Consider the following 13,360-nt stretch of genomic DNA (forward strand, 5'->3'; position numbering starts at 1 on the left):
ACTCTGATGTGTTAATTTGAGATAAAATTTGTAAGCGTTTTTATTGTATGCCACCATTTACTTAATGGTGGCATTTTTTTAAGGTAAAAATGTATGCAAAGAATAAATGATAAAACTCATAACCAGCATTGGATTTATCTTGATGATAACGATGTGCCACTTCTGTTACCTTGTCTTTATAATCGTTACACCACCTTGAATGGGCTTTCTGTTGTCCATGAGAAAGTAAAGAACCCTGAGACCGAACAGTATGACTTCCAATTCAAGGAGGTTGAAATTGGTGAAGATGCTCAATATGTCAGGGGTGAGAAATTGGGCGTTTTCCTTGAATGGTTAGAAGATTATGCCAAAGAATCAGATCACACCCTACTTACACTCGATAACCATACTGCTCTTCCCGCTGAATATATGAATACATTCATTAATGACCATCTAGTTCATACGATGGAAGCTAGTGAAGTTGTAGTTAATCGAGCGGTAATGTCATTAGAGAGTTATTACAACTGGCTTTCCTACTTCTTTGATATGCCATATAAAAAAATATTTATATATTCAGAAAATAGAGAATTAGTTCGCTCAAATAGCAAATCAAAACTCATCATAAAATACCTACTTCCAGCAACGAGAGAATTGCTTTACGCCAATACCGATACTCTTGTGGAGGAGATTGTTCTACGCAATGGTGGAGAGCTTGGTTGTCGAACCAGAGAGAACCAAGGGTTTTACTTGGAAGACTTTAAGGCTGATGGTTCTATTCAAAAAGGCTTATTGAGCCTTTTTAAAGATATGGTGGCTAACCCTGATAAAGAGGAATTCGAATACCACCTAGCTTCTTTTCATGCAAAATATGGTTCAAAGAGAAAGCTTTATATTGAACGTTCTCACCTTAATTTAATGAAGCGCTATTACGACCAAGAGCGCCCTAGAACTGAGAGCAATCAGTTATTGGTATCCAACTCTACCAATCACACTTTCGGTAAGCCCATAGGTGAGCAATACGGCACTCAGCTTTTTTCTAGGGTTTTAAAGAAAGTTCGCAAATTAATGCAAGAGAATCCAGAAGCTTACTCAGGCTATCAAGAGTTGGATGAAGCGCTGAGTTACCACCACTTAAGACACTCATTTGGCACTGATGTTTTTTATGAAGGTTGCCAAAAAGCAAAGAAATCATACGAATCGATTACCACGGAATCTGCGGTGTATATTGAAACCGCAAGACGCTGTCAGCGCCGATGTAAAAATGACCCACTAACGCCGATTTAAAATTGACCCACCTGAGTCAAACTATCCGTTCGTAACATGGACAAAGCGGCGGATTATGATCAATCAGGAGCAACTAGTGGAAATACACGTTTTACATCAGCAAGGGTGCAGCATCCGCCGTATCGCAAAGGAGCTGGGGATCTCAAGGAATACCGTTCGTACTTATCTGCGAGATAGAAGCAAAGCACCCGTGTACCCCGAGCGTCAATCCCGACCAACTAAACTTCAGCCCTACCATGACTACTTGTGTACGCGGATTGAAGCCGCAAAGCCTTATTGGATACCCGCAACCGTCTTACTACGTGAGTTAAAATCACTTGGTTATGAAGGCGGTATAACGATGCTTAAGGAGTACATCAAACAGTACAAACCAAGTACGCCTGTCGACCCTGTCGTTCGGTTCGAGACATTGCCAGGTGAGCAGATGCAAGTGGACTTTACGACCATCACCCATTACGGAGTCCGTGTTAAAGCCTTCGTGGCAACGCTTGGTTATAGCAGAGCGACGTTCGTTCGCTTTAGTGAACGAGAGCGCCAAGAAGACTGGATAGAAGGTCTTGAAGAAGCGTTTGAATACTTCGGTGGCGTCCCCAAAGAAGTTCTGTTCGATAATGCGAAAGCCATCATGATAGAGCGTGATGCATACGGTGAAGGTGAGCACCGCTGGAACCCTGCACTGCTCACCGCAGCCAAGAAGTACAATTTTAAACCGAGAGCCTGTCGTCCATATCGCGCAAAGACCAAAGGAAAAGTGGAGCGATTTAACTCCTACTTGAAGAATAGTTTCGTCACTCCTCTTGCGGCGACACTCAAGCAACACGGACTTAAAATCACCGTCGATGTTCTTAATGGACATATCGGCGCATGGCTAGAAACCGTCGCTCACCAACGAACTCATGGTACGACAGGTGCAAAGCCTCAGGTTCTCTTAGATGAAGAGCGCTTTACACTTCAGTCGCTACCATCGCCGACACGCCCAGTCACACCACTAACAATAAGCGATAGTGTGATGCCACTTGAGAGCTTCCAGCACCCACTCTCGACGTATGATGCGTTGTTGGAGGTACGACCATGAACCTTCAAATGAGTCGTATCGAGGCTGCCTGTGCAACGCTGAAGTTACAAGCTATCGGTCAGGAGTGGCCGAGACTGGCAGAAGCAGCCAACAGTCGTGAACTGAGTCTAGCCGATTACTTAGAGTCACTTCTGAACGCTGAACTGGAAGCGCGAGCAGAACGCACAAGAGCCACACTGACTAAGTTCGCCAGCTTCCCAATGGAAAAAACGTTCGATGACTATGACTTCAAGTTCGCAACGGGTGCCCCAAGAAAACAGCTCAAGGAGTTAACAGGGTTAGCCTTCATTGAGCGAAAGGAAAACGTGGTATTACTCGGCCCAAGTGGCGTTGGTAAGAGCCACCTTGCAGTGAGCCTTGGCCAAATAGCGGTTCAAAAGGGCCTAAAGACACGGTTCATCACCGCAGCAGACTTGATGCTTCAGCTATCTACAGCAAAAGCTCAGGGTAAGCTTGAAAGCTACTTGAGACGAAGTGTACTCGCACCTAAGCTACTTATCGTCGATGAAATCGGCTACTTACCGTTCGGCAGAGAAGAGGCCAACTTGTTCTTTAACGTCATCGCCAAACGTTATGAGCAAGGCAGCATTATCGTGACCAGTAATTTGCCGTTCTCTCAATGGTCAAATGCGTTCGCCGATGATACAACGTTGACGGCGGCATTACTCGATAGACTTCTTCATCACTCGCACATTGTACAAATCAGCGGTGAAAGCTATCGATTAAGAGGAAAGAAAGCGGCTGGAACCATACCAGCGGTTCTAGAAAGTCTATCTGAAGGCAAAAGTTAATTGTATGGGTGGGTCAATTTTACTTCGGCGATAACGTCGATAAGTGGGTCAATTTTAAACTGGCGTTGACAACGCTTAGGACACAAAGTAGATAGCAAGTACTCAAACCAAACCACCAAAGTGTACATTCATGCTTGTGGCCAGAGAGAGCAGTTACTAAAGGAGGTGGTTCATGGGTGATTTCGAGGGATTTTCTAGCGCTGAGATAGAAAAGGCGCTATCTAGTGAATTTAAGAAAAAGCAACCTATTACATCACTAGCGTTGCCTTTCTCTGTTAGGTCTATTTCTATCCCTAGGACTGCAAAGAATGCTGCGTATACTCTATTAATGACCGACACAAAGGACTCCGATAAAGCGATTATCTACAAGGCAATGATTGCGGCTTATAACTACACCTTTTTTGATAGAAGCGCTGCGCTTTCGGCAAAAGAAATATTTTCAACAGCAGTCAAGCCATTCATTGTATGGCTTAATACCCACAAAATTGAAAATCGATACGAAATACTAAAACTTTACGAAACCCACCGTATGGATGAGTTAGAGAATCATGGGGGGTCAAGCCCATTAATCAGCTTAAAGATTGTGTTGGGTTATACCATCGAGTCTGAATCATTAAGAAAAGAGTTAAGTAGTGATGAGTATGCGTATCTTATTGAGCTTCGCAAAACAAAACATACCCCTAACCTGAATAAGTCTCAAAAATCTATAGCCAGTTATTTTGGTGCGTTAGATTGGTTGAGAAGAGACGACATTGGTATTGGAAGTGAGCTTTATTCCGCTCTCGCTTCCCCAAATCTGTCGGTGCATTCATTAAGCCTAACCGCAGCCACTATTATTCTTGAAATGAAAGTTTATAAAGATGAACTACATACGCTGATTAAGAATATAGGACCTCAGTTAAGCCATTGGTTATCTATTGAGTCAAAGGATCGTAGGTCTGAGAAGTGTAAAGCAGTCGGTAATATCATTTATTTGATGCTGTCTGCTTACCACAAGCAAGATAATCCAACGAATGCACTTAAAGCGGCGCTAGAGACTTTCATTCTTTCTAATGCAAATAGTTTAGCTGCCTACAGTACTATTTCTTCTGCATTAAAGAGTCAGGATGAGTGTGATAGCCTTTTTCTGAATAAAGAACGTGACAAAGTGAAAGTTAATGTGGATTTCACAATGTTGCATTCTTCTGCATTTCTAGATGGCTCTCTTCTCTCTATCGAATGGATAAAGAGGGTCTTAAAGGATGACTCATCAAAAGCAATGACTAATGTAGAGCGGTTAATGTTTGCTTGGTTAATGGCAAGCTTAACGGTGCAACCGACTGACATACCTAAACTAAGGCACTCTGACTTTAGATTGATGAAAGTTGGCGGGAGAGTCACTAATATTGAATGTGAGTATTTTAAAGGTCGGGCTAAAGTGTTTCATACAACGCGTTCTCTATCCGCTCGAGCACCAGAAGGTAAGGCGCTTTTAAAGTTGCTTGAACAACAAGATGAAGGCTTACCATTCTTTATTAAGCAAGACTTGACGATTAGTAACAAAATTAACTCATTTTTAGGTGTCTTTAATGCGCTACTTCAAATAAGCGATTTGTCTGAAAAACTTGAAGCTGCACACGAAAAAAAGCAGATGCCCAATTTAATGCCTCAAGCAATTTGCGGCCTGATTTCCCGTGGTATCCATCCTGCGAATGTAATTGAAAACCCTAAAAAAATAACGATAGAGGAGAGGCGAAAATTAGTCGCTCAATCGCCATCGCCTTGTCAGAGATATATTTTTGGTCTTCAAGCTATTAAAAATAGTGCGGTTCATGCATTTAGTGACTCATATACCTTGAATTACCTGATTAATCGAAACTCTCACTCAAACCAAACCGAGAAAGTAAGCTACTTAACCCAAGAGAATGAAGAGTGGATGAATAGTTCTGGTCGAATCACTCGTGAGGTGATGCTGGATTTAATTCAGAATGTTTTTAACTTGAATTTTGACCAAGACAATGAAAAACAAGTCGCAGCATTTAATAGTGAATTCATGGCAGTCACAGATTTAATTGCATACAAACATGAGGAAATGAATGCAAGGCTTAGAGTTGTCACAGGGCAAGAAAAAGGGCGTGTTAATGAGGTGGGCGTGATGGCGTTGAGTGACCAAAAAGAAAACGAAGCGTTATCGCCTATTTATGTTTCAGATAGTCCTATTACAGTTTTAAAAATGCACAATTATCTCCATGAATTCAAAAAGAATTACAAGAAGCTTCTTTCTCATAGCCCTGACCACTTATTTAAAACCGTGATACCGACTGTGGAATGGCTAGAAGATACCTTGCCGAAGGTGAGTAAAGCTTCACAGCGTAAAGGTCGGGAGCAGTTTGACTTAATGATAAAAAATGGCGTGGTAATGAGCGTCTTTCACTCGATATAAAGGGGAGCTATGGCACTAACCGTATTAAAAAATCCAATTGATAGTTTTTGGCATGATCAGAATTTAAAGCTGACCGCTAACCCATTTTTCATGAGTAATAAAGGCGATATTTATTCTGACACTTGGCACTTTAAAGTTAAACAAAATGGTAGCGTCACAACGTTAGATTTCTCATGGTTTGATTTACCTGCTTTTAACCATGAATCCATAGCAACCTATTTAAAGGATGGTCATGACCTCCCTTTAAATGCGAGGGAATATGCAAAGTTAGTTTGTCTGAATGTTACCAGCCCTACGAGTGCTCATAATGTTCTTTTCGCTTATCAAATGATGCTGCACCTTTTTGCTTTCCTTAAAGAAAGTAGTGCAACAAGCCTTACTGTATCGTCATTGGAGTCTTTTTGGACCTCGTTCATGGGAAGAACGGTCAACCAGTATGGATTTGTGAACCGCATATCTACGCCTTCTTATCTAGGGGCAATTCAACCAGTTCCATTCCATAAAATAAGAAACAACCTCAAAGCTCTTGGTGTGGTTGGTGTTATTGATTCCTCTCTAACACAAAAGAAAATTGAAAAGAGCTTAGATGACGTCTGTCAATCACAATACAGCACCACGCTTGCTGAATTTAAAAAAGGCGGTAGCTTTAACTTTCTTGGACTTGAATTGGGGCAGTATTACGTTGACTATCTTAATCCGGTTTATCAAAACGACTTTCTGTATGCCTCCGTATGTAGGCTGGTATTGGAGAGTATCGACACTAAATATGGGATGAAGAGTTTAGATGTCAATCCATCTAGAGCCCTTCATGAAGTCATGCTTACAGCGGTATTGAGGGGTGTAGAGTACAAGCGTGCTGCCCACAGGGTAGGGATTAATTTAAATGCTCTTGCAGTGGAAGTGAAAGATGCGCTTTTTAAGGAATACTCGAAGCGATTTGAGTTGGTAACGTCTTTAAAAGACCAATCCATTGAAGCGTTAGTTATTGAGTTAGGCTTATCTTCTCGAAGTGATTCAGTGGAATTAATTCGAATATTAATGCTGCAAAAATACTTAGGTTTGGAGGGGCATAAGACATCGGATGAGGTATGGAAAGGCTACTTGCTTTCCTTAGATAAAACCTTTTTAGAGGCTGAGTCTTTAAGCCAATTATCCGTAGATGATGTGTACGAAAAAATGCAAACAATTGTCTCTAAGCAAAGATTGGGGAGGGAGCAGTTTCTTGCTGATATTGGCGCTTGGGCAAATAAACAATTGTCTCACTCAGAGCTCAAAACGTATCAAACCTTTAAAGCAATTCTGAATATTCCACTTCATGCGATGACTAGCCTTGTAGTGGCGTGGACAGGCTACCGACAATCTGAATTTGGTTTTCCATTGAGTGCGATACAGTCTGAACCAAACTTGGACATTCTCGATAATGCTCACGTTCCATTTCGCTTCAAGCTTAAGTGGCTTGTCCCTAAAACGGGCGGCGCGACCAAAATTAATCGAGAAATTACTTCTCAATGTTATCAAGTTGCTGCGCAATTAAATGAGGTGTTTGGGCATGAAGGTAATGAGCCATGCCTGTATTCTTACGTAGGAAATGCTAAAAAAGAGAACATTAATCAATCTGAAAGATACATTGGTACTAGAGTTAAAGCGAACTGGGAAGGCTTTGTTAGAGCGTACCAGCCTTTTAATGATGTGATTAAGCTCGATACCTTAAATAACAAGCACACTACGCAATTGACGATTGATGAACAAAAAGAATTAGAAGCTCTATTAGCTAAATTGTACTAATTCAGACCTGATCTGACAGTTACCCGTTTTTCGACTTGGTGCCTGTCAGATTATATCTGGGCTAGATTCTTTTTAGCCCAGATTGATTTTCCATCCTCTAATGTTTCTATCGGCGTTCTGCCACAGCACATTTTTCCTTGATGAGTACGGTGATTGTTGTAGTAGTCCATCCATTCGTCCAGATCTTTCTGCAACTCTTCGATAGAACCATACAGTTTCTTTCTGAATGTCACTTGGTAGAACTCATTCAATATGGTCTTGTGGAAGCGTTCGCAGATACCATTTGTTTGTGGTGACATCGCTTTAGTTTTCGTGTGGTCGATATCATTAATGGCTAGGTAGAGCTGGTAATCGTGCTGCTCAACACGACCACAGTATTCAGTGCCTCGGTCAGTCAAGATTCGCAACATTGGCAGCTCATGAGTCTCGAAGAACGGCAGAACCTTATCATTCAACATATCTGCTGCGGTGATTGGTGTTTTTGTCGTGTAGAGCTTAGCGAAGGCAACTTTGCTGTAGGTATCAACGAACGTCTGCTGATAGATGCGTCCAACACCTTTAAGGTTGCCAACATAAAACGTGTCTTGAGAGCCAAGATAACCTGGGTGCGCTGTTTCTATCTCACCACAAGCTTCGTCATCATGCTTTTTGCGCTCAAGGGCAGCAACTTGCTCGTCTGTTAGGATAATACCGCTCTCTGCGACCTGTTTCTCCAGTGCGATAAGACGTTTCTTGAAGTTCTCTAGGTCATTGCGAAGCCAGATTGAGCGTACGCCACTTGGAGAGATAAATACCCCCAGTTTACGTAATTCATTACTCGTTCTAACTTGTCCATGAGCTGGGAAGTCGATGGCGTATTTGATAACGGCTTGCTCAGTTTCACTATCAACACGGTTCTTTAAGTTCGGTGCTCTTCGGCTCTGGTTAATCAGAGCATCAATACCCCCCGTCTCAACCAACTCTTGATAACGGTAGAAAGTATCTCTTGATACCCCCATAACCTTACAGGCTCTAGATACATTACCGAGTTCTTCTGCAAGATTGAGAAGGCCCGCTTTGTGTTTGATGATTGGATTGCTAGTATGAAGCATGAGAGTTACCTCTTTTTGTCTTTGATTAGTGATTAAGCACCTTTAATCAAAGTGGGTAACTCTCTTCTTTTCAAATTGAAGTGTCAGATCTAGTCGGAACTAATACAAATTAGCTATCTACAATATTGTTCGAAAACACTTCATGGCGGGCACTTGTGATTACCAAGGGAGCCTGACACGAATCTGCCCCATTGTTTGTCAGCCAAAGAATGAGAACGCTTCTTTCTGGCGTTGTATAGCCCTAGTTTTTCTAATCTAAGCGATGATAGTTTGGGCCTTCTTGAAAGTGAAACCTGTTGGGTTCTTCTTACTAGATTTGTTTTACTGATTAGTGTCAGGACTCTTGAATTGAACCATAACTCTTGGGATCTTTTAACTTCAATATCCCATTAATTGAGTTGGCTAGAACTTGTCTGAATGCACAGGTACTTAATATCTTGACAAGACATTAGAAGTCGCTAATAGCAAAAAATACCAGTGATGCGATGCAGGCTTAAGTTTCAATATAATCAGGCAGTGAGAAGAAAGCTGGTGCACCAGAAATACCGTTGTCGACAATTTTTTTACACATCAATTGCAATACTAACCCTACCTCAGAATTGTGAAAGTCTATTCCATTTTATTCACTAGTTCTGAAATAACTAAATTCCTATGCCCATAAGAAATATTACCAGGTTTATCATTGATGATGTTAATAAAAAAATTGCCTACGTATCGTATTCCGATGCATATGACAACACTCGTTATATTGTGTGCTGTATATTTTGGTACTGTGATGAATTATCCCGTACTGAAAACTATTTTTAATCTGAGTTCAGACGTTTCCAATCCTGTCTTCCCTTATACCGCGCCGGTGTTACTGAGCTGTGCATTTATTATTATTTTCTCAGCATTTGCTTGGTCTTATATTTTTAAGCCGTTTATGTTTTTTGTGGTACTGACCTCTGCTGGGGCATTGTACGCGGCGGTAAATTTTCAGACCATGTTTGATTCCACTATGATGGAAAGTGTGTTTGAAACTAACTCATCTGAAGCCTTTTTCTACCTAAATTATACGACAGTCTTTTATTTATTCGCTTTTGGTGTCGTACCTTGTGTCTTCATAGCCGCCGTTCGTATAACACCGTTTCAAAATTGGAAATATGCTCTTCTCTCCAGAGTTGGTCTTGTTCTAGTCGCTGTTGTTGGTATTGGTCTTATTGCGGAGACTTGTTACAAAGATTACGCCTCAGTAGGCCGTAATAATAGTTACTTAAACAAAATGATTAACCCTGCGCACATCTACAATGGCGCAAAATACCTTAAGAAAACCTATTTCGAAACTAAACTGGCTTACCAAACATTAGGTACAGATGCGAAGGTGGTTGAAGTTCCTAACGGAAAACCAACGTTGATGGTCGTCGTCTTAGGTGAGACTGCACGAGCTATGAACTTTGCTTACAACGGATATGAGCGAAATACCAATCCGTACACGAGAGATATGGACTTAATTGCCTTTCAGGATGTCTCATCGTGTGGCACTTACACAGCTTTGTCCGTTCCGTGTATGTTCTCCAATATGACTCGCAATTCTTACAGCAAACCCCGCGCAGCTGCTCAGGACAATGTACTCAATGTACTTCAACACGCAGGAGTTGATGTCATGTGGATTGATAATGACGGAGGCGATAAAGGTGTCGCTCAAAATCTAACTTACATTTCCATCGATGCATCGCTTAAAAATGACGATTGCAACGGTTCAACTTGTTTTGATGTTGCGATGCTTAAAGATGCCAAACAGTTTATCGATGATGGCTCTCGTAACAAGTTGTTGGTTTTGCATACGATAGGTAGCCATGGCCCGACTTACTGGCAGCGTTACCCTGATGCTCAAGCGCCGTTCCAACCTGCATGTAATCGTAGCGACATTGAAAACTGTAACGACAAGCAAATCGTTAATGTTTACGACAATACACTGGTGTATACCGACTATGTATTATCCCAAGTGATTGATGAACTGAAAAGCGTGTCGAACGACTATAACGTCATGATGACCTATATCTCTGATCATGGTGAATCACTGGGTGAAGGTGGGCTGTACTTGCACGGTACACCTTATGCGATAGCACCGAAGGAGCAAACACAAGTGCCTTGGTTAATGTGGATGCCAGAAGAGTATGCTCAGCAAAAAGGGCTAAGTACTCAATGTCTTAAAGAAAAAGCACAGAAACACACATTATCACACGATAACTTATTTCATAGCTTGCTTGGAGTGTATGGTGTTCACTCAGAGGTTCAAGATTCAGAACTGGATATCACATACAGCTGCCGCTTAGATGCATAACCATTTTATAAAGTACCGTAAACATGCAACAAGAGATCATCATTAAACGTGAAGGTATTCATCGTATTATGTATACCTTTGTCCATAGCTATAACGGCTTCAAATGGCTCTGTAAAAACGAAGCTGCCTTCCAACAAGAACTAATGCTATTTGTACCGCTATCCGCTTTTGCATTTTGGCTGGATTTACCGGCTATGCATACCTTATTAGTTATGTTGGGCATGGTGTCAGTGCTGTTTGCCGAAATGGTGAATACCGCAATTGAGGCTGTGGTTGACCGAGTAGGATTGGAGTATCACACGTTATCTGGCGTAGCTAAGAATATCGGCTCCGCTCTAGTACTATTGAGCATGATTTGTTCTCTGGCTATTTGGGGAACGGTTCTGTGGTTGCGCTAATTTCAACGCAGAGCAATGACGATTCAAGAGTAAAAATGGGCACTTTACTGCCGGTGCTGTGCTTTGCTTTGATTGATTTAATATTATTGAGTGCTTCGCGATTAATGCTTTCGTTATGGCAGAGTGAGCGTGCGTTTGCCTCTGTTGACTATGGCCAAATTTTTCTCGGTGGTTTTCGCATTGATATTTCGGCAGTGTGTTATTTGCTAGTACCAGCATTGTTGCTGATAATGCTGGCAACATTGCTAAAAGCGAATCACTACCTTCGCCTACCTCTAAAAGTTTACTTAGTGGGTGGCAGCATGTTGTTTTTGTTCTTTGAACTGATTACTCCCACGTTCATTATTGAATATGACTTGCGTCCAAACCGATTGTTTATCGATTATCTGGTCTATCCAAAAGAAGTCTTTTCGATGCTGATTTCGGGTTACAAAATCGAAATTTTAGTCACCGTAGCAGGGCTATTCATCGCAGCCAGATTGTTGAGTAAAGTGTTCGATATTGTTTGGCCTAAAAAAACCAAAGGGGCGCTCTTACAGCAAGTAGCAATGCAACTTGCTGTTGTTTGCCTTCTTATTCTGGGTGCTCGTGGTACGTTAGAGCATCGACCGATAAACCCGGCATTAGTGGCATTTTCAACGGATCACTTGTTAAATGATCTCAGCTTAAATTCTGCTTATTCAGTCGCATTTGCGTGGAAACAAGCAAAGAATGAAATGTCGAGTGCTGAATTTTATGGCGCTCTGGAGCAAGATGCTCTGCTTGCTCAAGTTCGCAGTACTTTACAAAATCCACATGCTGAATTCTCTGATCCTCTTATTCCAACAAAAACGATGCATACCTCTAGTTTTCCTAGTCGTAAGAAGAATTTAGTTATTTTGCTGCAAGAGAGCTTGGGGGCGAGATACGTAGGAAAATTGGGAGGATTGCCACTGACTCCTAATCTCGACAAAATCATGGATGAGGGATGGAACTTTACCCGCTTATACGCGACCGGTACGCGTTCTGTCAGAGGGATTGAAGCTGTTGTGACTGGTTTTACCCCAACCCCAGCACGCTCTGTTGTTAAGTTGGGTAAATCTCAGCAAAACTTTTTTACTTTAGCCAGTTTTCTTGGTGAGCAGGGATATCACACACAGTTCATTTACGGTGGTGAAGCGCATTTCGATAATATGAAGACATTCTTCTTAGGTAATGGTTTTCAAGATATTGTTCAAGGCAGTGATTTCGAGAAAATAGATTTTAACGGTTCTTGGGGCGCATCTGACGAAGATTTATATGATCAAGCGGATAAAGAGTTCGCCGAGCTACATAAACAAGGTAAGCCATTCTTTAGCCTTGTATTTACTTCGTCGAATCACTCTCCGTACGATTATCCAGATGGCAAAATTTCACAGTACGACAGTCAAAAACAAACTCGTAATAATGCCGCTAAATATTCTGATTATGCTTTGGGACAATTTGTTGAAAAAGCAAAACAATCGGAATACTGGAAAGATACGATATTCGTGGTCGTTGCTGATCATGATTCCCGTGTGTCTGGCGCGAGTTTAGTCCCTGTTGGGCACTTCCATATCCCTGCTGTTATTTTTGGCAACGATGTGGGGCATAGAGAGGATGCTCGGCTAGCAAGCCAGATTGATCTTGCCCCAACACTTCTGTCACTGATAGGCGCTTCCGGTGAGCACCCAATGCTTGGTAACGACTTCACTAAGCCATTAGATGATTCTCAATTGAGGGCAATGCTGCAATATGATAAGAACTTTGCGTATATTAAAAATGGCAAGGCGGTAATTTTTCAACCCGATAAAACACCAAAAACTTTCTTGGTAGATGGCAAACAACTTATCGAGACTCAGCTTGATCAAGCCCTGACCAAGGAAGCGCATGCCTATGCTAATTTTGGTAGTATGGCTTATCAAAAAGGATGGTATTCCCATGTCGATAAATAAACGTGATTGTTTGTTTATTTGAAAAGGGAGGGGCTCTATAAGGTTGTAACTTGTACAACCTGACAAACTCAATCTTTTGACCAGACCATTTTATGAGAATAGTTTCGGGAGGAGCAATAAGACGTTCTTCCCGATGTTCGTTCTTGTATGGCTACCCTGTTCAAGAGTGGTTTGGTTATTTAATACAATATGTTAGCTGGAGTAAACAAGCGGCTAAAGCCAATGAATGTGCCCACCATTGTAAGTATAAGAAAAAGAAA

General features: G+C 41.6%; 9 protein-coding genes. 8 read left to right on the forward strand and 1 reads right to left on the reverse strand.

Going from position 1 to position 13,360, the window contains the following annotated elements; genetic code table 11:
• The first annotated feature begins 93 nt into the window (after positions 1-93).
• The 5 genes from L9Q40_RS19010 (at position 94) to L9Q40_RS19030 (ending at position 7,336) form a co-directional block, all read left to right on the forward strand.
• Positions 94-1,263, forward strand: coding sequence for a site-specific integrase (locus L9Q40_RS19010; RefSeq protein ID WP_498794229.1), 1,170 nt, complete (start codon positions 94-96; stop codon positions 1,261-1,263).
• 55 nt (positions 1,264-1,318) lie between these two features.
• On the forward strand, positions 1,319-2,338 hold the full coding sequence (gene istA / locus L9Q40_RS19015) for an IS21 family transposase (RefSeq protein WP_050935650.1): 1,020 nt from the start codon (positions 1,319-1,321) through the stop codon (positions 2,336-2,338).
• Complete coding sequence (istB, locus tag L9Q40_RS19020; protein WP_050935648.1) at positions 2,335-3,129, forward strand: IS21-like element helper ATPase IstB; 795 nt, start codon at positions 2,335-2,337, stop codon at positions 3,127-3,129. The genes istA and istB overlap by 4 nt, the downstream gene beginning before the upstream one ends.
• Positions 3,130-3,301: 172 nt before the next feature.
• Positions 3,302-5,551, forward strand: coding sequence for a hypothetical protein (locus L9Q40_RS19025; protein WP_498794230.1), 2,250 nt, complete (start codon positions 3,302-3,304; stop codon positions 5,549-5,551).
• A gap of 9 nt (positions 5,552-5,560) precedes the next feature.
• The gene (locus L9Q40_RS19030) at positions 5,561-7,336 is read left to right on the forward strand and encodes a hypothetical protein (RefSeq protein WP_498794231.1); all 1,776 of its coding nucleotides are present in this window, start codon (positions 5,561-5,563) and stop codon (positions 7,334-7,336) included.
• Positions 7,337-7,386: 50 nt separating this feature from the next.
• On the opposite strand, the gene L9Q40_RS19035 is transcribed toward L9Q40_RS19030, so the two are convergent.
• Complete coding sequence (locus L9Q40_RS19035; RefSeq protein WP_498792724.1) at positions 7,387-8,427, reverse strand: IS481-like element ISVvu4 family transposase; 1,041 nt, start codon at positions 8,425-8,427, stop codon at positions 7,387-7,389.
• A 730-nt stretch (positions 8,428-9,157) separates the two neighbouring features.
• Here L9Q40_RS19035 and L9Q40_RS19040 point away from each other — a divergent pair.
• The 3 genes from L9Q40_RS19040 to L9Q40_RS19050 are packed head-to-tail and all read left to right on the forward strand — an operon-like array spanning position 9,158 to position 13,100.
• Entirely contained in the window at positions 9,158-10,750 is a 1,593-nt protein-coding gene (locus L9Q40_RS19040) for a phosphoethanolamine transferase (protein WP_498794253.1), read from the forward strand.
• 23 nt (positions 10,751-10,773) lie between these two features.
• Complete coding sequence (locus tag L9Q40_RS19045) at positions 10,774-11,148, forward strand: diacylglycerol kinase (RefSeq protein ID WP_353613399.1); 375 nt, start codon at positions 10,774-10,776, stop codon at positions 11,146-11,148.
• Positions 11,149-11,183: 35 nt separating this feature from the next.
• On the forward strand, positions 11,184-13,100 hold the full coding sequence (locus L9Q40_RS19050; protein ID WP_498794232.1) for an LTA synthase family protein: 1,917 nt from the start codon (positions 11,184-11,186) through the stop codon (positions 13,098-13,100).
• Positions 13,101-13,360 lie beyond the last annotated feature (260 nt).

Source organism: Allocatenococcus thiocycli, assembly GCF_921292965.1.
Lineage (GTDB): Bacteria > Pseudomonadota > Gammaproteobacteria > Enterobacterales > Vibrionaceae > Vibrio > Vibrio natriegens.

Bases quoted from the DNA above. Each gene is read 5' to 3' on its own strand.
- L9Q40_RS19010 (WP_498794229.1), top strand. From the start codon at position 94: ATGCAAAGAATAAATGATAAAACTCATAACCAGCATTGGATTTATCTT.
- istA (WP_050935650.1), top strand. From the start codon at position 1,319: ATGATCAATCAGGAGCAACTAGTGGAAATACACGTTTTACATCAGCAA.
- istB (WP_050935648.1), top strand. From the start codon at position 2,335: ATGAACCTTCAAATGAGTCGTATCGAGGCTGCCTGTGCAACGCTGAAG.
- L9Q40_RS19025 (WP_498794230.1), top strand. From the start codon at position 3,302: ATGGGTGATTTCGAGGGATTTTCTAGCGCTGAGATAGAAAAGGCGCTA.
- L9Q40_RS19030 (WP_498794231.1), top strand. From the start codon at position 5,561: ATGGCACTAACCGTATTAAAAAATCCAATTGATAGTTTTTGGCATGAT.
- L9Q40_RS19035 (WP_498792724.1), bottom strand. From the start codon at position 8,427: ATGCTTCATACTAGCAATCCAATCATCAAACACAAAGCGGGCCTTCTC.
- L9Q40_RS19040 (WP_498794253.1), top strand. From the start codon at position 9,158: ATGACAACACTCGTTATATTGTGTGCTGTATATTTTGGTACTGTGATG.
- L9Q40_RS19045 (WP_353613399.1), top strand. From the start codon at position 10,774: ATGCAACAAGAGATCATCATTAAACGTGAAGGTATTCATCGTATTATG.
- L9Q40_RS19050 (WP_498794232.1), top strand. From the start codon at position 11,184: ATGGGCACTTTACTGCCGGTGCTGTGCTTTGCTTTGATTGATTTAATA.